The sequence below is a fragment of the Kribbella sp. VKM Ac-2571 genome (assembly GCF_004362255.1).
GTDB lineage: Bacteria > Actinomycetota > Actinomycetes > Propionibacteriales > Kribbellaceae > Kribbella > Kribbella pratensis.
Genome location: NZ_SNWS01000004.1, coordinates 358,266 through 382,922 on the forward strand (window position 1 = coordinate 358,266; position 24,657 = coordinate 382,922).

The window sequence follows — 24,657 nt, forward strand, 5'->3', positions numbered from 1 at the left end:
GGAGCGCGCCGCCCAGCGACTGTCCGTCCCCGCGCCGGAAGGCCAAATGTGGGCACTACTGCCATTGGCAAGACTGCGCGACTGCTGCCGCTCGTGCTGACGGCGGCTGCCCTTGTCCCGCTTCCAGTCCCGCTGCCGCACGAGAATCCTGACCCCTGGTACCAGGAGATCCCGCTCGACGGGCCGTCCGTCCGAGCCGAAACTTCGCCGTTCAGAATGGTCGGCATCACCTGGCCCGAAGGCGTCCACGGAGTCACCGCCAAGGTTCGCGCCGAACGCAACGGCCGCTGGACCGATTGGCAGCCGATGCAGATCGAGGACGATCACGGTCCCGATCCGAAGGATCCTGAAGGAACACAGCCATCGGACCCCGAAGGAACTGAGCGCGCGGGCACCGAGCCGTTGTGGGTCGGCAATGCCACAGGTATACAGGCGAGCGCCGTCACTGCTTCCGGCACAGTGCCTGGCGCCAAGGTGGTTCTGATCGAACCCGGGGTGCTGAGCTCCGACTCCGAGGAGCCGGGCGGCCGGGTCGAGGCGACGTCGAGCAGAGCGCCGTACCCGATGCCGTTGATGGTGAGCCGGAAGCGGTGGGGCGCGGATGAAAGGCTCCGCGCGGTGAACGGTGCCTCGTGCGTGCGGCCGAAGTACACGAAGACTGTGCTGGCGGCGTTCGTCCACCACACCGCCGATCGGAACGACTACACCCGCACACAGGTTCCGGCGATGGTGCGGGCGATGTACGCGTACCACGTGAAGAGCCGCGGCTGGTGCGACCTCGGATACAACTTCCTCGTCGACCGCTTCGGCCGCGTCTTCGAGGGCCGGTACGGCGGTGCGCAGCTGCCGGTGCTCGGCGCGCACACGTCGTCGTTCAACGCGAACTCGTTCGGCGTCGCGGTGATCGGAAACTTCGAGCAGACCGCACCGCCGCCGGCGATGCTGGAGTCCACGGCGCGTGTGATCGCCTGGAAACTGGATGCCAACTACAGGTCGCCGCTGGCCACGATCGTGCTCGACGGAAGCCGCCTGCACACGGTTTCCGGACACCGCGACACCAAGGCGACCGCGTGCCCGGGAACCCAGCTGTACAACAAGCTCCGCTGGCTGAAGCAGCGCGTGAACACCTTGATGAGCGGAAGTTTCTCGACCCCGATCTACGAGTACGCGCGGAAACTCGGTTTCCGGAACCTCGGCCAGCCGTTCTGGGGCGAGCACCGGACCCGGACCGGCTGGGCGACGTACTTCGGCACCCGCGACGTCTTCTACTCCGTTGCCACCGGCCCGCATTCCACGTCCGGCGCTTTCCGGACCCGGTACCGGCGGCTCGGGGCCGGCAGCGCGCGGCTCGGCCTGCCGATCACGGATGCCTATCAGGTCACGGGCGGCTCGCGGCAGAAGTTCCAGCGCGGCTGGCTGGTCTGGGACCGCCGTGACCGTCAGGTCCATCTTGTCTACGGGAGATCATCATGAGGAAACGTGCGATCGCGCTGGTGGTGCTGTCGTCCACGGCGATCAGTGCGACCGCCCAGGCGCGCGAGGTCGTCCCGGACGCGGCGCCGGACACGACGATCAACGGGCGCGGATTCGGGCACGGCCGCGGACTGTCGCAGTACGGCGCGCAGGGTGCGGCGCTGGCCGGGAAGCCGGTGAAGCAGATCCTCGACTTCTACTACCCGGGGACGACGACCGGGAAGGCGACCGGCAGCATCCGGGTCCGGATCAGCGCCGACACCACCGACGGCGTGCGGGTCGGCGCGGTGAGCGGGCTCGCGGTCCGCTCGCTGGCCACCGGCAAGGTCTACGCGTTGCCCAGGGCATCGACCAGGAGTCAGTGGTCGATCGACCCGAACGGCGAGCACGGCACGAAGGTCAGCTCGTACGACGCGAAGACCCGGAAATGGACGCTCTACAAGACGTTCACGGGGATGGCGCAGTTCGAGGGAGCGGCCGTGATCGGGCTGGTCCTGCCGAGTGGCGCCGTCCGCCGGTATCGGGGTGCGCTGCGGGCGATCGACGTGTCCGGGGCGCATCTGGACACGGTGAACGTGCTGCCGCTCGAGTACTACCTGCGGGGCGTCGTACCACGGGAGTCGCTGTCGAGCTGGCGGCCGGCTGCGTTGCAGGCGCAGGCCGTTGCCGCCCGCACCTATTCGGTGTTCCACCGGGCCCGCGCGGCGCGGAAAGCGTATGACTTGTGCGACACGACGTCCTGTCAGGTGTACGGCGGGTACGACTCGGAGGAGACGTCGACGAACAACGCGATCGCGGCGACCGCGGGACAGGTCCGGCTCTACAGGGGGAATCCGATCATCGCGGAGTTCTCCTCGTCGAACGGCGGAGCGACGGCGGCGGGCGATGCGCCGTACCAGCTCACCAAGGTGGACGGCTGGGACGCGTACCCGAAGAACGGGAACCCGAACGTGACCTGGACGGTGACCCGGACGGCCGCCCAGATGCAGGCGGTCTTCGACGTCGGCTCGATCCGCTACGTCCGGGTCCTGAAGCGGACCGGCGTCGGCCCGGGCGGCGGGCGGGCGCTCACCGTCGAGGCTGCCGGATCGCGCGGAAAGCGTGTGCTGACAGCCGACCAGGTGCGGATCCGGCTCCACCTGCGGTCCGCGTGGATCAGCTTCCCGGCCCGCACTTCTTGATATACCAACTGTTCTGCTCCCAGCGCCTGATGGCTGAGGCATTGACGGGGTGTCGGTGCTGCGGTTAAACATGACATCGCTGTCAACCACCGCCCAGGAGGAGCAGGTCGATGCGCAGAAAGATTGGTATATCAACTCGTCTGGCCGCCGGAGTGCTCGCGGTCGCGGTCCTCGGATCGCTGAACATGACCACGGCCAGTGCCGCCGACGCCGGGACCGACCCGACCGCAGCCGCTCGGGCGCGTGCGTCGTACGACGCGATCAACAAGTACTTCGACGCCGGCAAGGGGCTGTTGCTGGAGGAGTACCCGAACACCCAGAGCAACCCGTATTCGTACGTCTGGCCGTATTCGCAGGCGGCGATCGCGGCCGAGGACCTGGCCGGCGTACCGGGTGCGGGCCGCGCCGGCTCCGCGGAGGCCGATCGGCGGCTCGCGGCGTACGAGTTCTACTGGAACGCCGGGACGACGCCGACCGGGTACGACTCGTACGTCCGGCCGCCGAACGGTCAGGGCGGCGACAAGTTCTACGACGACAACGAGTGGATCGGGCTGAACCTGATCCAGCGGTTCAAGCGGACTGGTGACCGTGCTGCCCTCGCTCGCGCCAAGGAGATCTTCGCGCTCGTCGTCCACGGCTGGGACACCGATCCGTCGCACCCGTGCGCCGGTGGCGTGTACTGGACCCAGGCGCCGTGGAGCCAGGACCGCAACACGGTGTCGAACGGCCCGGGCGCCGAGCTCGGGGCGCACCTGTACCTGCTGACGCGGGACAAGTCGTACCTGACCTGGGCCCAGCGGATGTACCAGTGGGCGCAGGACTGCATGCTCGCGCCGAACGGGCTGTACTGGGACCACATCGACCTGGCCGGCAACATCGAGAAGACGCAGTGGAGCTACAACCAGGGCGTGATGCTCGGCGCCGGCGTGTTGTTGTTCAAGGCAACGGGTGACGTCAGGTACCTGCGCGACGCGAAGTCGGTCGCGAACGCCTCGCTGACGTTCTACAACACGCCCGAGATCCTGGCGAAGAACGGTGCGGCGTTCAACTCGATCTGGTTCAAGAACCTGTTGATCCTGGACTCGGTCGCGCCGGATCCCCGCTACCGCAAGGCGATGCAGTCGTACGCCGACTACAACTGGAACACCACCCGGGACCCCGCGACCAACCTCTACAAGTTCCGTGAAGGATCGGTCGAGCTGCTGCAGCAGTCCGGCATCACCCAGGTCCACGCGCTCCTGGCGTGGCCGCGCTCGCAGTACCACCTGCTGGCCTGACGCCAAGGAAACAGCCAACACCGCGCCGCCCGTCCCCTCAGGGGGCGGGCGGCGCGGTGGTTCTGTCTCAGGCTGCTGCTGATGCTGTCTTGATCTCCACCGGCGTGATCGGCGTGCCGTCCTGGGGGCCGTTCTGCGGCGTGACGCCGGCCTCCGCGACCTTGTCGATCAGCTTCACGCTCGGTTCGTCGATCGTCCCGAACGCCGTGTACTGCGGGGTGAGCCCGGAGGCGTCGCCGTACACGATGAAGAACTGGCTGCCGTTCGTGTTCGCGCCGGAGTTCGCCATCGCGAGGATGCCGCGGCCGTACTTCAGCGTCGGGTACACCTCGTCCGCGAAGCTGTAGCCCGGTCCACCGGAGCCGGTCCCGCTCGGGTCGCCGCACTGCAGCACCTGCAGGCCTTCACCGACCGTCAGCCGGTGGCACTTGGTGTTGTCGAAGTACTTCTGGCCGACCAGGCTCAGGAAGCTCTTCACCGTGCAGGGCGCGAGCGCGCTGTCCAGGGTGAGCTGCAGGTCGCCGATGGACGTGTTCAGGCTGACCTTCGACGTACCCGACGCCTTGACCTTCCCGTCGGCGGGCGCGTTGACCTTCTTCGCGGCCGGTTCGGCGGATTTCTTGTACGTGCAGTTGACCTCGGACGCGAGTGGCGTCGCGCGCTTCGGGGCCGGTGCCATCGCGGTCGGGATGCTGGCCGGCTTGTTCTCCGGCGCGGCCGACGAGGAGGCGGCCGGCTTGTCGTGGCCACCCACACCGAACACCACGAAAGCCCCCACGAGGACCACGACCACCGCCGCGACCGCAGTCATGGTGATCCCCAGATTCCGCCGCTGTCGCCGTCGCTCGAGCTCCCGCTCAGCCTGCCGCTTCGCCTTCCGCGCCGCCAGCTGCTGCTGATGGGTCTTCTTGGACATGCAGTAACCCTCCTCACCGAGACACCTGCAGGGAACCTACAGCGAAAACCTGAGAACTGTCTGTCAATCCAGAGGCACCATTTCCCACCGAAGGCGGCTTTCGTCGATGTAGGGCCGCCAACCGTGCGGAGGACCGGTGGGGAAGCGGATGCCGGCGTGATACCGGCGGCCGTGGTCCTGCAGCGCAGGCTGATTGAGCACGAGCGCGTCCGCGACGTCAGCGAGCATCTCGGAAATGCTGAACCATTCCGGGATGGAGGATCCGGCCGACTCGTAGTCAAAGGTGCTGACACAGCCGAACTGGTCGCCCTCGCGGAGGTCGACGAAGAGATGGATGTCGGTGCCCGCGTCGCCGATCGGCAGGAAGGCGTCCAGCCACTCGAACGACCTGGTGCCGGCCGGATCCCGCTCCCTGGCGATCGGCCGCTCCGGAAAGACCGTGGCAGTGACGTTCCGCAGCATCTCGCGGTCGCGCAGCATCCGGTCGATCCCCATCGGGATGTAGAGGAACGGGATGAGTCTCCCGAAGTCCGCCTTCCAGCCGAAGCCGTTGTTCAGCGTCAGCCAAGCGATCAGATCGCTTGGCAGACGACGGTTCATGGTCGTGCGGAGGGTGGAGATCTCACCCCAGGAGGCCGGCGGCTGCAGGTGCTCCAGCGCATGCGGCAGGTGCTCCTCCAGCCACCTGATGATCGAACCCCACGACTCCGCTACCGACCGATCCATAACATCCGGACTATGCCAGACGCCCAGGTCGTCCGCGGTCCAGCAGCTGCGCGCTCGGTGCAGTTGGAACAGCTGCCGGTGACTGGGAACAGGCTATTGCTACTTCCCAGTCACCTGCGGGGGTGATCAGATGTGGTGTCAGGGGTGGTCGGCGCCCCAGACGAGGCAGAATTCGTTGCCCTCGGGATCGCGGAGGACCTGCCAGAGGCCGCCGTCGTAGATGTCGTCGGCTCGGGTGGCGCCGAGGGAGAGGGCGCGGGCGATGGAGCGGTCCTTGGTGTCCGGGGGGACGTAGAGATCCAGGTGGAGGCGGTTCTTGCGGCCCTGTTTACCGTCGGGGACCCGCGCGAAGTCCAGTCGCATCCGCCCGCCGTGAAGTTCGGCGACGCCGTCGTGCTCGGGGCGCAGTTCGCCGCCGAGCAGTGCCTGCCAGAACTGCCCGAGCCGCTCCGGATCTGTACAGTCGATCGCCACCGCGTCGATCACCGGCACCGGCAGGTACGCCGCATCGTCAGCGGCGTCCTGCGCGGGGTCGGAGGGCATCAGTCCTTGATCTCGCAGATCGCGGCGCCCGCCGAGACGGTGGCGCCTACCTCCGCGCTGAGGCCGGTGACGGTGCCGGACTTGTGGGCGTTCAGGGGCTGCTCCATCTTCATCGCCTCAAGGACCACGATCAGGTCGCCCTCGGCGACGGTCGCGCCTTCCTCGACGGCGATCTTGACGATCGTGCCCTGCATCGGCGACGTCAGCGAGTCGCCGGACGCGGCCGAGCTCTTCGTCCCGCCCGCCCGGCGCGACGGCTTCTTCTTCGCCCCGGCGGCAGCGGGCGCGGCACCGATCGCACCGAGCCCGGCGGGCAGAACGACCTCGAGCCGCTTGCCCCCGACCTCGACGGTGACCTTCTCGCGCTCGGCGTCGGACGGCGCCTCGGCGGTCGGGCCGTCGTACGGCGTGAGCTGGTTGTCGTACTCGGTCTCGATCCAGCGGGTGTGGACCTTGAACCCGTCCGTCCCGACGAAGGCCGGGTCGGAGACGACCGCAGCGTGGAACGGGATGACCGTCGGCATGCCCTCGACGACGAACTCACGCAACGCCCGGCGCGACCGCTCCAGCGCCTGCGTCCGGTCCCGCCCGGTGACGATGAGCTTCGCGACCAGTGAATCGAACGCGCCCGGCACGGTCTCGCCCTGGTCGTATCCGCCGTCGAGACGGACACCCGGACCCGACGGCGCGTGCCAGCGCGTCAACGTCCCCGGAGCGGGCAGGAATCCGCGCCCGCCGTCCTCGGCGTTGATCCGGAACTCGATCGAGTGCCCGGAGATCTCCGGGTCGTCGTACCCGAGCTCTTCGCCGTTGGCGATCCGGAACATCTCCCGGACCAGGTCGAGCCCGGTGACCTCCTCGGAGACCGGGTGTTCGACCTGCAGGCGGGTGTTCACCTCGAGGAACGAGATCAGCCCGTCCTGCCCGACCAGGAACTCGCACGTCCCGGCGCCGACATACCCGGCCTCGCGGAGGATCTTCTTCGACGACGAGTAGAGCAGTTCCAGTTGCTCGGGCGACAGGAACGGAGCCGGCGCCTCCTCGACGAGCTTCTGGTACCGGCGCTGTAGCGAGCAGTCCCGCGTCGACACGACGACAACGTTGCCGTGGGCATCGGCCAGGCACTGGGTCTCGACGTGCCGCGGCTTGTCCAGGTACCGCTCGACGAAGCACTCACCGCGTCCGAACGCGCTGACAGCCTCGCGGGTGGCCGACTCGAACAGCTCCGGTATTTCCTCCAGCGTCCGCGCGACCTTCATCCCGCGCCCGCCACCGCCGTACGCCGCCTTGATCGCGATCGGCAGCCCGTACTCCTGGGCGAACGCCACGACCTCGTCGGCGTTTGCCACCGGGTCCGGCGTACCGGGGACCTGTGGCGCGCCGACCTTCTCCGCGATGTGCCGCGCCTTGACCTTGTCGCCGAGCGAGTCGATCGCCGACGGCGGCGGCCCGATCCAGATCAGCCCGGCGTCGATCACCGCCTGGGCGAACGCGGCGTTCTCGGCCAGGAAGCCGTAGCCCGGATGTACGGCGTTCGCGCCCGAGCGGGCCGCCACGTCCAGGATCTTGGCGATGTTCAGGTAGGAGTCGGCCGGTGTCGACCCGTCCAGCGCGTAGGCCTCGTCGGCGAGCCGGACGAACAGCGCGTCCCGGTCCTGGTCGGCGTACACGGCGACGCTGCCCAGCCCCGCGTCGGCGGCGGCCCGGACGACCCGGACGGCGATCTCGCCCCGGTTGGCGACCAGCACCTTGGTGATCTGCAAGCTGTCGGACACAGCGACTCCCTTCGGCTGGCCCGAGTCTAGGGTGAAGCAGCCGTCCCGCGGGCAGGGTGTTGCTCACACCACGATCACAGCACGGTGGGTTGTCTCTCGAAGAAGGTCTCCAGGACGACGACTGTCTGAGTGCTGGTCACCCCGTCCACCTGGTGGAGTGCCCGCAGGGTCGCCTGCAGGTCCTCGGTGGTCGCCGTGCGGACCTTCACCAGGACCGACGCCGGCCCCGCAATGATGTGCGCCTCTTCGACCGCCGGGATCTTCCGCAACGCCTTCAAGGTCGGCTCGTCGCCCATCCAGGCGCCTGACTCGAGCATGACGAACGCCAGTACGCCGAGCCCGACCGCGGCCGGGTCGACGTCGACCGTCGTACGTCGGATCACGCCGGCCGCCTTCAGTTTCCGGACCCGCTCGTGGGCGGATCCGGCCGAGAGTCCGACCGCCTGCCCGAGCGCGGCGTACGACTGCCCGGCGTCCTCCTGCAACGCGGCCAGCAACCCGCGATCCAGATCATCTACTGTCATATCGGTCACAAACCAAATCTCATTCTGTCTGAGCTGTCAGAGACAGGATAGCGTTCCGAATATGACGATCACACTCAACGCCGCGCCGCCGCGGCTCCGGGCCGAGCTCGTGGTGCTCGACGAGCGCTTCACCAAGATCGCGGGCGACGAGTACCTCGAATGCCTGTACGACGGCGGCCGCTGGCTCGAAGGACCGGCGTACTCGCCGGCCTGGCGTTGCCTCGTCTTCAGCGACATCCCGAACGACCGGCTGCTCCGCTGGGACGAGCTCTCCGGCCAGGTCAGCGTGTTCCGTCAGCCGTCCGGCTACATCAACGGCAACACCATCGACCGCGCCGGCCGCCTGATCAGCTGCTCGCAGGGCGATCGCCAGGTGGTGCGAACGGAGTACGACGGCAGCCTGACGGTCCTCGCCTCGCATCTCGACGGGCGGCGGTTGAACAGCCCGAACGACGTGGTCGAACGCAGCGACGGGTCGATCTGGTTCACCGACCCGCCGTACGGGATCACCTCGAGCTACGAGGGACACGCCGCCGAGCAGGAGATCGACGGTTGCCACGTCTACCGGATCGCTCCGGACGGCGCACTGACCGTCGTCGCGGACGACTTCATCCGTCCGAACGGGCTCGCCTTCTCCAACGACGAGAGTCAGTTGTACGTCGTCGACACACCGGGCAAGCACATCCGCCGGTTCGAGGTGGACGGCGAGAAGCTGACCGGGGGTGAGGTGTTCGCACCATGCGAGGGCGGGATGTTCGACGGCATCCGGCTGGACAGCACCGGCCGGGTCTGGGCGGCGACGCACGAAGGCGTGCACTGCTTCGATCCCGACGGCACGCTGATCGGCAAGCTGATGCTCCCGGACGTAGTGTCCAACCTGACCTTCGGCGGCCCGAAGGGCAACCGCCTCTTCATCACCGCGACCACCTCGGTGTGGTCGTGGCTGACCAACGTGCAGGCCGCCCCGAGATAGCGCGGGAGAACCACATAGGCTCTTCCGCGAGTGTTCGCAGCCGAGTTCGCGAGGAGTCGTGATGACGGGAATTCTCGAGCCGTTGGCAGGGACCGCGCCGGCCGTCTGGGAGAAGCTGGACGACCGCTTCGACGGTATCCGTGGCGACAGCCGCCTCGAACGGCTGTGGACCGGCGGCCGCTGGGTCGAAGGCCCGGTGTACTCCGCCGCGGGCCGCTACCTGTTGTGGAGCGACATCCCGAACGACCGCATCCTGCGCTGGGACGAAACGTCGTACCAGGTCTCCGTCTTCCGGCACCCGGCCGGCAACACCAACGGCCACACCCGCGACACCGAGGGCCGGCTGGTGAGCTGCGAGCACGGCAACCGGCGCGTGACGCGGACCGAACACCACGGCGGCATCACCGTGCTCGCCCACGAGTACGACGGGAAGCGGCTGAACTCCCCGAACGACGTAGTGGTGAAGCGCGACGGGTCGGTCTGGTTCACGGATCCGGCGTACGGGATCGACAGCGACTACGAGGGGTACAAGGGCGAGATCGAGACCGGCGGCTGCCACGTGTACCGGGTCGCGCCGGACGGCGGGCTGACCCGCGTCGCCGACGACTTCGACCGGCCGAACGGGCTCGCGTTCTCACTCGACGAGTCGTTGCTCTACATCACCGATTCGGAGCAGGGGACGATCCGCGTCTTCACCGTCGACGGCGACAAGCTGAGCGGCGGCGAGCTGTTCGCGGAGTGCGGCAACGGCATCTTCGACGGCATCCGCCTCGACACCCAGGGCCGCGTCTGGGCGTCGGCCGCGGACGGCGTGCACATCTACCACCCCGACGGCACGCTGCTCGGCAAACTCCTGGTCCCCGAAACCGTCAGCAACCTCACCTGGGGCGGCCCGAAACGCAACCGCCTCTTCCTCACCGCGACCACGTCGGTCTACTCCCTCTTCACCACGGTCAACGGAGCCCCGGAGGCCTACGGCCCCCGGGGCTGAGCGCTCTAGAGCTTCTTGGCCTGGTCGATGATGGTGAAGACGGCCAGGAATCCGAAGGCCAGGAACGAGAACCACAGGACCGCCGAGCGCCAGGTGGTGATCCGGATGGCGCGCGGGAGCGCCCTCGAGTTCATCCACCACAGCAGGCCGGAGTAGACGAACATCATGGTGCCGGCGGTGCAGGCGGAGATCACCAGGAGCACCAGCGGCTGCGTGAGGCCGGCCAGCAGGACGATGATGCCGAAGGCAACCAGTCCCCAGACCAGCCAGAAGTACAGCTTGGACTCGGTGACGCCGGATTCGCGCAGGTACCTGGCCTTGACCATGTCGGCCGCCAGCCGCGACGTGTAGTCGACGATGCCGGCCGCCGCGGCGAACAGCGAGAAGGCGCCGATTGCCCAGAACAGGTAGCCGAACCAGCCGCCGACCAGGGTCTGCAGCGTCGTACCCTCGATCTTCAGGAAGCCGATGTTGTTCTTCACGTTGCTGTCACCGAAGAGGGTGGCGTGGGCAAGCATCGAGGTGAAGACGATCGTGACGACAGTGATCGCCACGAAGGTCGCGGCCTGCTCGATGTTCGCGAACTTCCACCAGCGCTTCCAGCGGGCCAGGTTCTCGTCGTTCGGCGGGAACGTGTATCCGTTGGCGGTCGGGTCGGCCTCGGTCTCACCGGTCACCGGTGACGTCAGTCGCGGCACATGCACGCCCATCCCGAAGCCCTTGTCACGGATCCAGTTGCTCTGCACGAGGTTCTGGCCGCCGCCTGCTCCGGCGTACGCGATCGCGCCCATCACGAGCGCGAACCCGAGCTGCTCGGCCGGGAACTGCGGGTGCGTGACCGCGTCCCCGAGCGCGCCGTACGTCTTCCCGCGGATCGCGAACGCGAGCGCGAGGATCACGAGCAGCGCGACGGCGGCGATCTTCACCGCGATCAGCCGCTCGAGCATCACGTAGACGACCGGCGCGAGGGTCAGGATCGCGCCGATCAGTACCAGCATGCCGATCGCGATCCAGCGCGGGTTGCCGGCGCCGAACAGGTACGTGAGCATGCTCGCCGAGCTCGTCGCCCAGCCCGGCCAGAGGTTCGCGAAGTACGTCATGATCGCGAAGAACAGGCCCCAGTGCTTCCCGTACCGGTTGAAGCCGGTCAACGCTGTCTCACCAGTTGCCAGCGTGTACCGCTCGATCTCCATGTTCAGGAACCACTGGACCACCACGCCGACGACGGCGCCCCAGAGGAACACCAGGCCGACCTGGCTGGAGATGTAGGGCCAGAGGATGAACTCTCCCGACGCCAGACCCACCCCGGCGCCGACCATGCCGGGGCCGATGATCTTCCAGGTCTTGGTGGGCGGATCGGGCAGGTCGCGAACCTGCGGTGCGGGCAGGTTCTTGGTCGGTAGTGCGAATCGTCCGTGGTCAGTCGACTGGGTGTCCGCCATGAGGCTCCTCACTTCCTCGACCCCCCTCTGACCGGAGGTTAGCGAATACTGTGGACAAGGGCGACCCGACACAGCCGAATGGCAGACTGGCGTCCATGGGTGGGGTGACAGTTCTGATCGCGTCGTACGCCGGTGCCGCCAGCGCACCCGCCTACGAGCGCCTGGCCGGCCTGGCCGCCGAGCTACCGGGGGAGCAGCTGGTACGCCGGGATGCCGGGCAGCCTGTCCTGGTGTACGACGACGCGGCAGACGCGATCGCCGCGGCCGGGACGCTCCGTGAGGCCGCCTCCCGCGTGCCCGCCGGTGAACTCCTCCGGATCGCCCTGCACGCCGCACCGGCCGCCACGCCCGCGGTCCGCCACGCCGAACAGTTGCTGGCTCTCGCCAACCCCGGTCAAACGTTGCTCACTGCAACAACTGTCGCGGGCCTCCGGAACGCTCCGGACCTGACCGACCTCGGCGTGCACCGCTTGCGTGATCTCGGTTCGCCCGAGCGGATCTTCGAGCTCACCACCACGAACGAGCCGCTGCGTTCCCTCGATCGGGTGCCGAACAATCTTCCCGTCATGTTCACCAGCTTCATCGGCCGCGAGACCCAGGTCGCAGCGCTCCGAACCCAGCTGTCCGGCAGCCGCCTCGTGACGCTGACCGGGCCAGGCGGTAGCGGAAAGACCCGGCTGGCCGCGCAGACCGCGGCGCAACTGGCCGAACGCTGGCCGGACGGCGTCTGGTGGGTCGATCTCTCCGCAGTCACCGACAGTGCGCAGATCCCTGAGGTGGTCGCAGCCGCGAGCGGTCTCCTGGTCGAATCCGGCGACCGTCTGCTGATCGGCCAGCTGCGAACCAAGCGGGCACTGATCTGCCTCGACAACTGCGAGCAGATCATCGAGGGCGTCGCCGAGTTCGTCGTCGCCCTGCAAACCGGCTGCCCGGAGATCACCGTCCTCGCGACCAGTCGCGAGCCGCTGGACATCCCTGGCGAGGCGATCTGGCGAGTCCCTGCCCTCGCCCCCGACGAAGCCCGGGCGCTGTTTCTCGAACGCTCTGGCACCGGCTTTCCGGACACGAAGCAGGCGACGCCGTCGGAATCCGAACCGGCTGGATCGTCGGAGTCGGAGTCCGATCAGGCGATCCGCTCGATCTGCGCGCGTCTCGACGGGATCCCGCTCGCCCTGGAGCTCGCTGCCGCCTGGACCCGCACGCTGACGCCGACGCAGATCGAAGCAGGCCTGAGCGATCGGTTCGGCCTGCTGACCAAGAACGTCCGTGGCGTCGCGGCTCGCCAGCGCACGCTCGCCGCATCCATCGACTGGAGCTACGACCTGCTCGACGAGGACGAGCGTCAGGTCTTCCGCCGGCTCTCGGTCTTCGCCGGAGGGTTCGCTCTCGACGCCGCATCGGCCGTCTGCGGCGCCGTACTCGAGGTTCTCGCGCGGCTTGTCGACAAATCGCTCGTTGTCGCCGAGGGCGGACGGTACCGGTTGCTGGAGACGATCCGCGAGTACGCCGGAACACGTTTGACGGCCGATGACGACGTACGGGATCGGCATCTCGATCATTTCCTCCAGGTCGCCGAGGCGGCAGAACCCTTGCTGGACAAGGATCGGGACGCGTGGCGAGTCCTGATCGAACCGGATCGCGAGAACTACCGGGCCGCCCTGGAACACGGGCTGTCCGCGGACGATCCCGAGCGCGGCCGGCGATTGGCCGCGGCGCTTCGGTGGCTGTGGAACCTGCAGGCAACCGGCAACGAGGGCATCGGCTGCCTGCGCCGCGCGATCGAGCGTGCGCCGGACGACAGATCGTTGCTGCAGGCTCGTTTGCTCTACGGGTACGCGACGGTTGCCGACACGGTCGATCCGTTCGGGTACGACGCCGCGGGTCGTGGACTCGAACTCGCGACCGAGTTGGGTGACGACCGGCTGCGTTCGCTGTTCCTTGCACTGGTCGCGGTCGGGGAGTTCTTCAGGGACTTCCAGAAGGCGTGGGATCTGACGGCGGAAGGTGTACGGCTGGCCGACGGAATCGGTGACGAATCGGCGCGGAACGCGAACGTCGCCCTGCAGTGCGTACTGCTCTCGCTCTGGGACCGTCATGACGAGCTCCGTCCGCTGCTCGATCGCGCCGCCGACGGCCTGACCACCAGCGGCGAACGCGGTATCGCTTCGACCGTGCTGACGGTCTGGTCCGAGAGCCTGGTCTCCACCGGCGAACCGTTGAAGGCGGTCGAGATCGCCGAACGCGCCCTGGCCGCTGCCGAACCGCTCGCCGACTTCCACCGCGTCGGCACCGCGCGCGGGCAACTGGCGTCGGTGCTGGCCAGAACGGGCCGCCTCGACGAAGCCCGCGAGTTGATGCGGCCGCTGCTCGAGCTGGCCGACACGGCGGGCGCCGTCGTACCGAATCTCGGTCAGGTGATGGGGCTGGTCTCGTTCTGGAGCGGCGAGTACGACGCAGCGGTCGAGTGGCTGGCCCGCGACACCGCACCGGACAGCCCGCTCGCGGAGACGTTCGTGCCTGCGATGCTGCTGCCCACGGTCGCCGCCGCCGAGCGCGCCCGTGGACAGGACGCGACCGACCTGCTCGAACGCGCCGCGGAGCTGGCCCGTCGTTACAACCTCCCGCGGATTCTGGCCGACGCGCTCGATCAACTCGGTCGCATCGCGATCGCCGAACAACCGGACAAGGCAGCAGACCTCCTGCACCAGGCGCTCACCATCCGCGTCGACCACGGGCTGCGCACGTACGTCATCGACAGCCTGGAATCCCTTGCCCTGCTGGCAATCCACACCAACCGCACCTCCGACGCAACCCGCCTGTCGGCGGCGGCAACCACGGCCCGGGCGGAGTTCGGCCTGGCAACACCCCCCGACCTCCCGACCCTCATCCAGCTGGCGCAAGGGGACGAGTCGGCACTCCCGTTGGACGAGGCCGTCGCCTATGCCCGGCGTACCCGAGGCGCCCGCGGCCGCCCGTCATCCGGCTGGGCCAGCCTCACCCCCACCGAGGAACAGGTGGTCGCGCTCGCGGTCGAAGGCCTCAGCAACCCGGAGATCGGCGAACGCCTCTTTATGAGCCGCGGCACGGTCAAGACGCACCTGGCCCACGTCTACGCCAAACTCGGCGTCTCCAACCGCACCGAACTCGCCTCCCTCAAGAAGCCCTGAGCAGGCGGGGACAATCCCGCCCTACGGGCGCTTGGCGAGTTTGCTGGGCCACCAGACCTTTTTGCCGAGGTCGTGGGCCAGGGAGGGGACCAGGAGGGAGCGGACGACGGTGGTGTCGAGGAGGACGCCGAAGGCGACCATGAAGGCGATTTGGGCCAGGAAGAGGATGGGGAGGACGGCGAGGGCGGAGAAGGTGGCGGCGAGGACCACGCCGGCGGAGGTGATCACGCCGCCGGTGACGGCCAGGCCGACGAGGATGCCGGGTCTGGTGCCGTGCTCCTGGGATTCCTCGCGGACGCGGGTCATCAGGAAGATCGAGTAGTCGATGCCCAGGGCAACCAGGAAGACGAACGCGTAGAGCGGGATGCCCGGGTCGGCGCCGGGGAACTTGAAGACGTGGTTGAACATCAGCGCACTGACCCCGACTGTCGCCCCGAACGAAAGCACGTTCGCGATCACCAGCAGGATCGCGGCGACCAGCGAACGCAGCAGCAGCATCAGGACGACGAAGATGACCGCGAGGATGGTCGGGATGATCACCCGCAGGTCGCGTTGCGCGGCGTCCAGTACGTCGAGATTGATCGCGGTGTTGCCGCCCACCAGGATGTCCGGGCTCACCTTGTCGAGTTCGGTCCGCAGGTGCTTGACCACCTTGGTCGCGTCCGGTGAGTCGGCCTGCACCTTCAACGTGGCCTGGACCAGTACTTTGCCGTCCACCACCTTCGGCGGTACGCCGGGCGCGGCCGAGGCGGAGGCTCCGCCGACACCGTCGACCTTCGTCGCGGTCTGGACCACCTGATCTGCCAGTGCGACCGGGGTCAGGATCTGCACCGGCGTACCCGCTCCGGCGTCGAAGTGCTTGGCCAGCTCCTCCTGACCGGTGACCGACTCGACCTTGTTCAGGAACAGGTCCTCCTGCGACGTACCACTCGCCTTGAACGTCGGCAGGAACGCGGCGCAAGCCAGCAACGCCAGCGCCGTGATCGCCCAGACCCGCCGGGAACGCCGGCCGACCAGACCCGACACGCGTCCCCAGAGCCGGCGTCCGCCGACCTGGTCGCTGGAGTGCACGTGGTCGACGCGCGGGATCGACGGCCAGAAGATCCGCCGTCCGAACGCGAGCAGGATCGCGGGCAGGAACGTCATCGACGCGATCAGCGCACCGGCGATCCCGAGCGCGCCGACCGGCCCGAGGCCCTTCGTGCTGCCGAGCTGCGAGAGCAGAAGGCAGAGCAGGCCGAGGATGACCGTCGCCGCGCTGGCCGCGATCGGCTCGATCGAGGCTCGCCACGCGACGCGCATCGCCTGGAACTTGCTGTCGTAGTCGTGCAACTCCTCTTTGTAACGGGAGACGAGTAGCAACGAGTAGTCGGTCGCCGCGCCGACGACCAGGATGAAGAGGATGCCCTGGCTCTGACCGTTCAGTTGCAGTACGCCGTTCTTCGCCAGCGGATAGACCACGAGCGCGGCGAGCGCGAGACCGAAGACCGCGGTGAGTAGTACGGCGACCGGGAGGATCGGGCTGCGGTACACGATCAGCAGGATCACGAACACGACCGCGAGCGCGACCCCGAGCAGGATCCCGTCGATCCCGCTGAACGCGACCACGAAGTCCGCGAACACCCCGCCCGGGCCGGTCACGTAGACGGTGAGACCAGTTGGTGTGAGGTCCTGCTTGATGTCGGTCCGCAGGGTGTCCGCGACGGCGTACAGGACCGTTTCGCTCTCCTCGACCACCTCGTCGGCGCGGTCCTGGTCGATCTGCACCGTGAGCAGCAGGGCCTTGCGGTCCTCCGACGGGACTGCCGGCGTGGCCGGGCCGGTCAGATAGTCGCCGAGTTTCTTGCCGGCGCCGAGGTCGAGCCCGGGGAGCCTCGCCTGGAACGCCTTGACCTTGGCGAGGTCGGCGGCCGTGATGCCGGAGTCACGCTTGATCAGGACGAAGTACGGCAGCGCCTTGGAGTCGACGAACTTGGCGGTCTCGTTGGCGACCACCGTCGACTCGGCCTGTTTCGGAAGGAAGTTGGCGTTGTCGTTCTGCTGGACCTCGCTCAGCTTTCCGACCGCCGGCCCGCCGAGGGCGCCCAGCACGAGCCAAACGATCAGTACGGCGGCGATCCCCGCCCTCCACCTCCACCGGTTCACCCAGGAACAGTACCCGGAACCTCTCACCACCCGCCGACGGGTGTGCGGGAGCCGTTTCGGCGACGTAACAACAAGATGACTACGTGGAAACACCCCGGTCATAGCGTCCTGGCCTAATCGAACAGGTCGGATGATCGGAGACACGCGATGACGCTCGAGGCAGGACCGGAGGTCGCCACCACCCGCGACCAGACCGGTACGGTCGGAACGGTCGAGGCGCCGCGACGCGGGCGGTGGATCGATGTCTGGGATCCCGAGGACGCCACGTTCTGGGCCGAGAAGGGCCGTGCGGTCGCGCGGCGGAACCTCTGGCCCTCGATTTTCGCCGAGTTCCTCGGCTTCTCGGTGTGGCAGCTGTGGAGCATCGTCGTGGTGTCGATGCCCAAGGCGGGCTTCACCTACACGACGGACCAGCTGTTCTGGCTGGTCGCGCTGCCGAGCCTGGTCGGCGCGACACTGCGGTTGCCGTACACGTTCGCCGTACCGAAGTTCGGCGGCCGGAACTGGACGATCGTGTCCGCCAGCCTGCTGCTGGTCCCGACCGTGGGTCTGTCGTACTTCCTGACCCGGCCGGACACGCCGTTCTGGCTGATGGTGCTGGTCGCGGCCACGGCGGGCGCGGGCGGCGGCAACTTCGCCAGCAGTATGACCAACATCTCGTTCTTCTACCCGGAGAAGGAGAAGGGTTTCGCGCTCGGCGTCAACGCGGCCGGCGGCAACCTCGGCGTCGCGGTGGTGCAGCTCGTCGTCCCGATCGTGATCGTCGCCGGCGCCGGTCTGACGCTGAACCGGGCCGGTCTGATCTGGCTGCCGCTGATCGTGCTGGCCGCCTTCTGGGCGTGGAAGTCGATGGCCAACCTGTCCGCCGCGACCTCGTCGTTCCGGGCGTCGGTGGCGGCCGCGAAGCGCCCGCAGACCTGGATCATCTCGTTCCTCTACATCGGCACGTTCGGGTCGTTCATCGGCTTCTCCGCGGCGTTCCCGCTGCTGATCAAGACCACCTTCCCGGCCATCACCGTGGCGCACATCGCCTTCCTGGGTGCGCTGGTCGGGTCGGTGGCGCGGCCGTTCGGCGGCAAGCTGGCCGACCGCGTCGGCGGGGCCTGGCTGACCGTCTGCTGCTTCGTGGTGATGGGCCTGGGCATCCTGGCCTCGGTCGTCGCGCTCAAGGCCGACAGCTTCGCCGGGTTCCTGATCAGCTTCTTGTTCCTGTTCGTGGCCAGCGGTGCCGCGAACGGATCGGTGTACCGGATGATTCCGGCGGTGTTCCGGGTCACCACGCCGGGCGACCCCGGCAGGGCCCGGCGTGAGGCCGCGGCCTGTATCGGGATCGCGTCCGCGGTCGGTGCGTACGGCGGCTTCCTGGTCCCGCGTGGATTCGCGATGTCGACGAGCCACTTCGGCTCGCTGATCCCGGCGCTGTACGTGTTCTGCGGGTTCTACGTGATCTGCCTCGCGGTGACGTACTTCTGCTACCTGCGCAAGGGCGGTTCGCTCAGCCGGGAGCACGTGTGATCCGTACCCATTGTCCGTACTGCGCATTGCAGTGCGCCACCACGCTGCACCCGGTCGCTCGGCCGGGTGCGGTGGAGGTGCGGCCGCGCGACTTTCCTACCAATCGCGGTGGGTTGTGTCGTAAGGGCTGGACGGCTCCCGAGGTCCTCACGGTGCCGGACCGGCTCACCATGCCGCTGGTCCGCAACGCCGCGGGCGAGCTGGTGGAGACGAGTTGGGATGCGGCGCTGGATTTCGTTTCCGACCGGATCAAGGCGTTGCAGGCCGCTCACGGGCGGGACGCGATCGCCGTGTTCGGCGGCGGCGGGCTGACCAACGAGAAGGCGTATGCACTGGGCAAGTTCGCCCGCGTGGCGCTGAAGACGGCGAACGTGGACTACAATGGCCGGTTCTGTATGTCGTCGGCTGCCGCTGCGACGAACCGGGCGTTCGGAATCGATCGCGGACTGCCGTTTCCGCTGGCCGATCTGGGCGGTGCGGGAGCAGTCCTCCTGGTCGGCAGCAACATCGCGGAAACGATGCCGCCGGCGGTGGCGCATCTGCAGGGCGCACGCGACTCGGGTGGACTTCTGGTCGTCGACCCGCGTCGCTCCGCAACCGCTGGTCTGACTGAGGAAAACGCTGGAATTCACCTGCAGGCGACGCCTGGTACCGACCTCGCGTTGGTGCTGTCACTCACCCACGTGGTGCTGCAGGAAGGGCTGGCGGATACGACGTACCTGCAGGAGCGGACCGATGATCCGGATGCGCTCGTCCGGACGACGGCTTCCTGGTGGCCCGAGCGGGCCGAGCGGGTGACCGGTGTTCCGGCGGCGACGATCCGGCGGGCCGCACGGGTGCTGGCGGCGGCTGCCCCGGTGCATGGCGGCGCTGGGGCGTTCATCCTCACGGGCCGCGGGGCGGAGCAGCACAGCAAGGGCACCGACACGGTGACTGCCTGCATCAACCTCGCGTTGGCGCTTGGCCTCCCGGGCCGGCTGGGCAGCGGGTACGGCTGCATCACGGGGCAGGGAAACGGGCAAGGCGGCCGGGAGCACGGGCAGAAGGCGGATCAGCTGCCTGGGTACCGGAGCATCTCGGACCCGGCGGCGCGCGCCTACGTCGCTGGTGTCTGGGGTGTGGATCCGGACGAGCTGCCCGGGCCGGGGAAGAGCGCGGTCGAGCTCATCAACTCCCTCGGTACGACGGATGGTCCGAAGGCGCTGCTGGTGCACGGGAGCAACCTGCTCGTGTCGGCGCCGCACCTGTCGTCGGTCCGGGAGCGCCTGGCGTCTCTCGATCTCCTTGTTGTCGCGGACGTGGTGCCGTCGGAAACGGCATTGATCGCGGACGTGGTCTTTCCGGTCACGCAGTGGGCCGAGGAGGAAGGGACGATGACGTCCCTCGAAGGCCGGGTACTGCGGCGGCGTGCCGCGGTGGCCGCGCCGGGTGAGGTGCGAAGCGATCTCGCGGTTTTCGCGGGGATCGCCGAAAGGCTCGACGTACCAGGGTTCTCGACCGATCCGGCCGAGGTGTTCGAGGAGCTCCGGCGAGCGAGTGCCGGTGGGAAGGCCGACTACTCCGGGATCACCTGGGAGCGCCTGGACGCGGACGAGGCGTTGTTCTGGCCGGTGCCGCACGAAGGGCATCCGGGGACGCCGCGGCTGTTTTCCGACGGATTTCCGACGGCGGACGGGCGGGCGCACGTCGTACCTGTCGATCACCGCCCGGTCGCGGACGATCTCAGCACCGAGGCACCGCTCTATCTGGTGACGGGGCGGTTGCTGCAGCACTACCAGAGCGGCGCGCAGACGCGGCGGGTTCCGGAGCTGGCCGAGGCCGAGCCCGAGGTGTACGCCGAGATTCATCCGCGGGTCGCCGCGCAGCTGGGGATCGGCGACGGGCGTCCGCTGCGGTTGCGGACCGCGCGCGGGTCGATGGTGCTGCCGGCGCGGGTGACGGCCGACGTCCGGCCGGACACCGTTTTCGTGCCGTTCCACTTCGGTGGCACGGAGGCGGTCAACGAGCTGACCAACGACGCGCTCGACCCCGTGTCGCGGATGCCCGAGTTCAAGGCGTGTGCCGTCGAAGTCACCGCCGCTGCCCTGCCAGCGACGGGAGTTCCGGCATGAGAGTGGTGATCATCGGCGGCGGGATGGCCGGCCGGCGGCTGGCAGAGCTGTTGCCGTCGTACGACGTCACGGTCCTGGGCGACGAGCCGTCGTACAACCGGGGCCGGCTGACCGAGTACGTCGCGGGCCGCGCGGAGGTTGCTGTCGGCAACGAGCCGCTCGAGACCGCGGTGGCCGTGGATCGGGCACGGCGGGTTGTGACCGACAACGGTGGTCGCGAGCACCCGTACGACCGGTTGGTGTTCGCGACCGGTGCTGTGCCGGTGGTTCCGAAGGGCGTCGAGGGCGGGCAGCTGCTGAGGTCCCTGGACGACGCACGGGCGGTGGTCGCGGCAACAGGCACGGTCCGGCGTGCCGTCGTCCTCGGAGGCGGGGTGCTCGGGGTCGAGACGGCTTGTGCGCTGCGTGAACGCGGAGTCGCGGTCACGGTGGTGCACGACGGCGAAACCCTGCTGGACAAGACGGTTCGCGCGTCGGCGGGACGTCGCGTGACGCGCGCGATCCGCCGGCTCGGTGTCGAGGTCCTCCTCAACACGGAACTTGACGGAACGGAACAGAAGAACGGCAGTTTCCGCGCCATCCGGTTGCGGAACGGCCGCCAGGTGTTCGGCGATCTGCTGGTCGTCGCGTGTGGTGTCCGGGCCCGCACCGAGCTGGCGACCGGTCTGACGGTGCGCGACGGAATCGTCGTGGACACCACGCTGACCAGCCCGGACGACCCACGGGTACACGCGATCGGCGACTGCGCCGAGATCGACGGACGCATCACCGGCACGGTCGACTCGGCGTGGATGCAGGCCGAGGCGCTGGCGAAGCACCTGATGAACGAGACAGCGCAGCTACCTGACTACGAGGTCGTGCGTGTGACGGCCGGTGGCCTCGACCTGCTCGTTCTCGGCGACAAGGACGAGGACGGGGCCGTGGTCCGGCTCGAGGACGAGACGCGGTACGTACGGGCCGTGCTGCGGGACGGCGTGGTCCGGTCTGCGGTGGCAGTCGGTGCGCCGGAGGTCGCCGCCGAGCTGGTGCTGTTGGCAGACCGGGGTACGCCGGTGGTGGCGGACGGGCTGCTCACCGAGCCCGACGTACCCGCAGTACAGAACAAGAAGGTGGCGACCGTGTGCAGGTGCAACGGCGTCACCAGGGTCGCGATCGAAGCGGCCTGGCGTGGGGGTGCCGACAGTGTCGCCGGCATCGCCGCCACGACGCGGGCGACGACCGGGTGCGGAAGCTGCACCGGCGCCGTCGGCGAACTGCTCGACCGCTTCCGGCGCGGCGAGACCGAACCAGTCCCGAGCAGGAGGGCGACGATGGCAGAGCTGAACAAGGCCAAGCACGTGGTGGTGGTCGGTGGGGGAATGGTCGCGCACCGGCTGGTCGAGGCGCTGCGGCAGCGCGACACGGACGTCAACTACCGGATCACGGTTTTCGGCGAGGAGCCGCGGCTGCCGTACGACCGGGTCGCACTGACCAGCTACTTCTCCGGCCGCGACCCGCAGGACCTGTCCCTCGGCGACCCGGATCTCTGGGACGACCCGGCGGTCAACCTGCGCAAGGGCGTGCAGGTCACGTCGATCGACACCACGGCGAAGACCGTGACCACGGCGCGCGGCGAGCAGGTCGGGTACGACGAACTCGTCCTGGCGACCGGCTCCGCCGCGTTCGTCCCGCCGGTGAAGAACAACGACGCACAAGGCTGCTTCGTCTACCGGACCATCGACGACGTCGCCGCGCTGCGTGTGTACGTCGAACGACTGAAGAGCGAGGGCAAGGACGTCAACGGCGTCGTCGTCGGCGGTGGTCTGCTCGGCCTGGAAGCGGCCGGCGCGCTGCGGGCGCTCGGCGCCGGCACCAAGGTCGTCGAGTTCGCGCCGCGGCTGATGCCGCTGCAGGTCGACGAGGGCGGCGGTTCCGCGCTGGCCCGGCTGATCGAGGGCCTCGACGTCGACGTACTGACCGGGACGCAGTGTCAGCGCGTGAAGCTCACCTCGCAAGGTGCGGCCCGCGCGATGGGCGTTGCCGACGGCCCCGATCTGCCGGCCGACGTGGTGGTCTTCGCGGCCGGTGTCCGGCCGCGTGACGAGCTCGGTCGCGAGGCCGGTCTGCAGATCGGCGAGCGCGGCGGTGTCGTGGTCGACGAAGCCTGCCGGACGTCCGTTCCTGGTGTCTGGGCGATCGGCGAAGTCGCTTGTATCGAAGGGCGCGTGTGGGGCCTGATCGCCCCCGGCTACACGATGGCCGAGATCGTCGCGGACCGGTTGCTCGGCGGCGAAGCGACGTTCCCGGGCGCGGACACGTCGACGAAGCTGAAGCTGCTCGGCGTCGACGTCGCGAGCTTCGGGGACGCGTTCGGCGCCACCGAGGGCGCACTGGACATCGTGTACGCCGACCCGGTGGCCGGTGTCTACAAGAAGCTCGTGCTGTCGGACGACGCCCGTACCCTGCTCGGCGGCATCCTGGTCGGCGACGCGTCGGCGTACTCCGGACTGCGGCCGATGGTCGGCCGGGAGCTCGGCGCGGACCCGGCTGCCTTCCTGCTGCCTGAAGGTGCCGGTCCGGTGCAGCTCGAGCTGCCCGACGACGCGCCGGTGTGCTCGTGCAACAACGTGTCCGCGGGGACGATCCGCTGCGCGGTCCGCGACGAGGGCTGCAGCGACATCAAGTCGGTGTGCGGGAAGACGAAGGCCGGTACGTCGTGCGGCTCGTGTCTGCCGATCGTCAAGAACCTCCTCAACACCGAGCTCACCAAGGCCGGCGTGGAGGTCAGCAAGGCGCTGTGCGAACACTTCGCGCTGTCGAGGGCCGAGCTGTTCGACGTCGTGCGGATCACCGAGCTGCGGACGTTCAGCGAGATCGTCGAGCGGCACGGCAGCGGTCGCGGGTGCGACATCTGCAAGCCGGTGGTCGCGTCCATCCTGGCGAGTCTGGACCCGGCCGGTCACGTGCTCGAGGGCGAGCGCGCGTCGCTGCAGGACACGAACGACCACGTCATGGCCAACATGCAGAAGGACGGCACGTACTCCGTCGTACCGCGGATCCCCGGCGGTGAGATCACGCCGGAGGGACTGATCACGATCGGCGAGGTGGCGCGCGACTTCGGGCTCTACACGAAGATCACCGGCGGTCAGCGGGTCGACCTGTTCGGGGCGCGGATCGAGCAGTTGCCGGCGATCTGGAAGCGGTTGGTGGACGCGGGCTTCGAGTCGGGGCATGCGTACGGCAAGGCGCTGCGGACCGTGAAGTCGTGCGTCGGGTCGACCTGGTGCCGGTACGGCGTACAGGACTCGGTCGGGATGGCGATCGCGCTGGAGCTGCGCTATCGCGGGCTGCGGTCGCCGCACAAGCTCAAGCTCGGTGTCTCCGGCTGTGCGCGGGAGTGCGCGGAGGCGCGCGGCAAGGACGTCGGCGTGATCGCTACCGAGAAGGGCTGGAACCTGTACGTCGGCGGCAACGGCGGTATGACGCCGCGGCACGCCGAGTTGCTCGCCTCGGACCTGACCGACGAGGAGCTGTTCCAGGCGATCGACCGGTTCCTCATGTACTACATCCGCACCGGCGACCGCCTGCAGCGGACCGCGGTGTGGATGCGCGAGCTCGAAGGCGGCCTCGACCACGTGCGCGACGTCGTACTGAACGACAGCCTCGGCATCGCCGCCGACCTGGACGCGGCAATGGCCAAGCACGTCGACTCGTACGTCGACGAGTGGCAGGCGACGCTGAACGATCCCGGCAAGCTGGCCCGGTTCGTGTCGTTCGTGAACGCGCCGGACCAGCCCGACGCCGACCTGCGGTACGTGGTCGAGCGCAACCAGCCGCGCCCGGCCACCTCGGCCGAGCGCGGGCAGCTGGAGCCGGTTCTCTTGGCCGGCCCCCGATTGGAGGTACGTCCGTGAAGGAG

The 24,657-nt window shown here is 68.5% G+C and carries 16 protein-coding genes; 9 read left to right on the plus strand and 7 right to left on the minus strand.

From position 1 onward, the window contains the following. Positions 1 to 48: 48 nt before the first annotated feature. The 3 genes from EV651_RS12135 (at position 49) to EV651_RS12145 (ending at position 3,931) form a co-directional block, all read left to right on the plus strand. On the plus strand, positions 49 to 1,473 hold the full coding sequence (locus EV651_RS12135; protein WP_238156831.1) for a peptidoglycan recognition protein: 1,425 nt from the start codon (positions 49 to 51) through the stop codon (positions 1,471 to 1,473). Then, complete coding sequence (locus tag EV651_RS12140) at positions 1,470 to 2,654, plus strand: SpoIID/LytB domain-containing protein (RefSeq protein ID WP_133785194.1); 1,185 nt, start codon at positions 1,470 to 1,472, stop codon at positions 2,652 to 2,654. The genes EV651_RS12135 and EV651_RS12140 overlap by 4 nt, the downstream gene beginning before the upstream one ends. Before the next feature lie 110 nt (positions 2,655 to 2,764). Continuing rightward, positions 2,765 to 3,931 (plus strand): glycoside hydrolase family 76 protein, encoded by a 1,167-nt coding sequence (locus tag EV651_RS12145; RefSeq protein ID WP_133785196.1) that lies wholly within the window; start codon positions 2,765 to 2,767, stop codon positions 3,929 to 3,931. 67 nt (positions 3,932 to 3,998) lie between these two features. Here EV651_RS12145 and EV651_RS12150 read toward each other — a convergent pair whose 3' ends face one another. The 5 genes from EV651_RS12150 to EV651_RS12170 form a co-directional block, all read right to left on the minus strand. Continuing rightward, positions 3,999 to 4,847 (minus strand): peptidylprolyl isomerase, encoded by an 849-nt coding sequence (locus tag EV651_RS12150; RefSeq protein WP_133785198.1) that lies wholly within the window; start codon positions 4,845 to 4,847, stop codon positions 3,999 to 4,001. Positions 4,848 to 4,910: 63 nt separating this feature from the next. Beyond that, positions 4,911 to 5,573 carry an SMI1/KNR4 family protein gene (locus EV651_RS12155; RefSeq protein WP_133785200.1) on the minus strand — a complete coding sequence of 221 codons (663 nt, stop codon included), beginning with the start codon at positions 5,571 to 5,573 and terminating at the stop codon, positions 4,911 to 4,913. Positions 5,574 to 5,711: 138 nt separating this feature from the next. After that, on the minus strand, positions 5,712 to 6,116 hold the full coding sequence (locus tag EV651_RS12160; protein WP_133785202.1) for a VOC family protein: 405 nt from the start codon (positions 6,114 to 6,116) through the stop codon (positions 5,712 to 5,714). Continuing rightward, positions 6,116 to 7,891 carry a biotin carboxylase N-terminal domain-containing protein gene (locus EV651_RS12165; protein ID WP_133785204.1) on the minus strand — a complete coding sequence of 592 codons (1,776 nt, stop codon included), beginning with the start codon at positions 7,889 to 7,891 and terminating at the stop codon, positions 6,116 to 6,118. Before EV651_RS12165 ends, EV651_RS12160 begins: the two co-directional genes overlap by 1 nt. Positions 7,892 to 7,965: 74 nt before the next feature. After that, positions 7,966 to 8,415 (minus strand): Lrp/AsnC family transcriptional regulator, encoded by a 450-nt coding sequence (locus EV651_RS12170; protein WP_133785206.1) that lies wholly within the window; start codon positions 8,413 to 8,415, stop codon positions 7,966 to 7,968. A gap of 61 nt (positions 8,416 to 8,476) precedes the next feature. Here EV651_RS12170 and EV651_RS12175 point away from each other — a divergent pair, with 61 nt between their 5' ends. Together EV651_RS12175 and EV651_RS12180 are read left to right on the plus strand one after the other, a co-directional pair. Continuing rightward, positions 8,477 to 9,388 (plus strand): SMP-30/gluconolactonase/LRE family protein, encoded by a 912-nt coding sequence (locus EV651_RS12175; protein ID WP_133785208.1) that lies wholly within the window; start codon positions 8,477 to 8,479, stop codon positions 9,386 to 9,388. A gap of 61 nt (positions 9,389 to 9,449) precedes the next feature. After that, positions 9,450 to 10,379 carry an SMP-30/gluconolactonase/LRE family protein gene (locus EV651_RS12180; RefSeq protein ID WP_133785210.1) on the plus strand — a complete coding sequence of 310 codons (930 nt, stop codon included), beginning with the start codon at positions 9,450 to 9,452 and terminating at the stop codon, positions 10,377 to 10,379. 5 nt (positions 10,380 to 10,384) lie between these two features. On the opposite strand, the gene EV651_RS12185 is transcribed toward EV651_RS12180, so the two are convergent. Continuing rightward, positions 10,385 to 11,821, minus strand: coding sequence for an Nramp family divalent metal transporter (locus EV651_RS12185; protein WP_133785211.1), 1,437 nt, complete (start codon positions 11,819 to 11,821; stop codon positions 10,385 to 10,387). Positions 11,822 to 11,916: 95 nt separating this feature from the next. Between EV651_RS12185 and EV651_RS12190 the strand changes: the two genes are divergently transcribed. Continuing rightward, positions 11,917 to 14,988 (plus strand): LuxR C-terminal-related transcriptional regulator, encoded by a 3,072-nt coding sequence (locus EV651_RS12190; protein ID WP_133785213.1) that lies wholly within the window; start codon positions 11,917 to 11,919, stop codon positions 14,986 to 14,988. A 21-nt stretch (positions 14,989 to 15,009) separates the two neighbouring features. Here EV651_RS12190 and EV651_RS12195 read toward each other — a convergent pair whose 3' ends face one another. Then, complete coding sequence (locus EV651_RS12195; RefSeq protein ID WP_238156832.1) at positions 15,010 to 17,133, minus strand: MMPL family transporter; 2,124 nt, start codon at positions 17,131 to 17,133, stop codon at positions 15,010 to 15,012. A gap of 147 nt (positions 17,134 to 17,280) precedes the next feature. Here EV651_RS12195 and EV651_RS12200 point away from each other — a divergent pair, with 147 nt between their 5' ends. The 3 genes from EV651_RS12200 to nirB are packed head-to-tail and all read left to right on the plus strand — an operon-like array spanning position 17,281 to position 24,652. Continuing rightward, complete coding sequence (locus EV651_RS12200) at positions 17,281 to 18,648, plus strand: MFS transporter (RefSeq protein WP_133785218.1); 1,368 nt, start codon at positions 17,281 to 17,283, stop codon at positions 18,646 to 18,648. Continuing rightward, a complete protein-coding gene (locus tag EV651_RS12205; protein ID WP_133785220.1) occupies positions 18,645 to 20,759 on the plus strand; it encodes a molybdopterin oxidoreductase family protein in 2,115 nt (704 codons plus the stop codon). The genes EV651_RS12200 and EV651_RS12205 overlap by 4 nt, the downstream gene beginning before the upstream one ends. Further along, a complete protein-coding gene (gene nirB, locus EV651_RS12210) occupies positions 20,756 to 24,652 on the plus strand; it encodes a nitrite reductase large subunit NirB (protein ID WP_133785222.1) in 3,897 nt (1,298 codons plus the stop codon). Before EV651_RS12205 ends, nirB begins: the two co-directional genes overlap by 4 nt. Positions 24,653 to 24,657 lie beyond the last annotated feature (5 nt).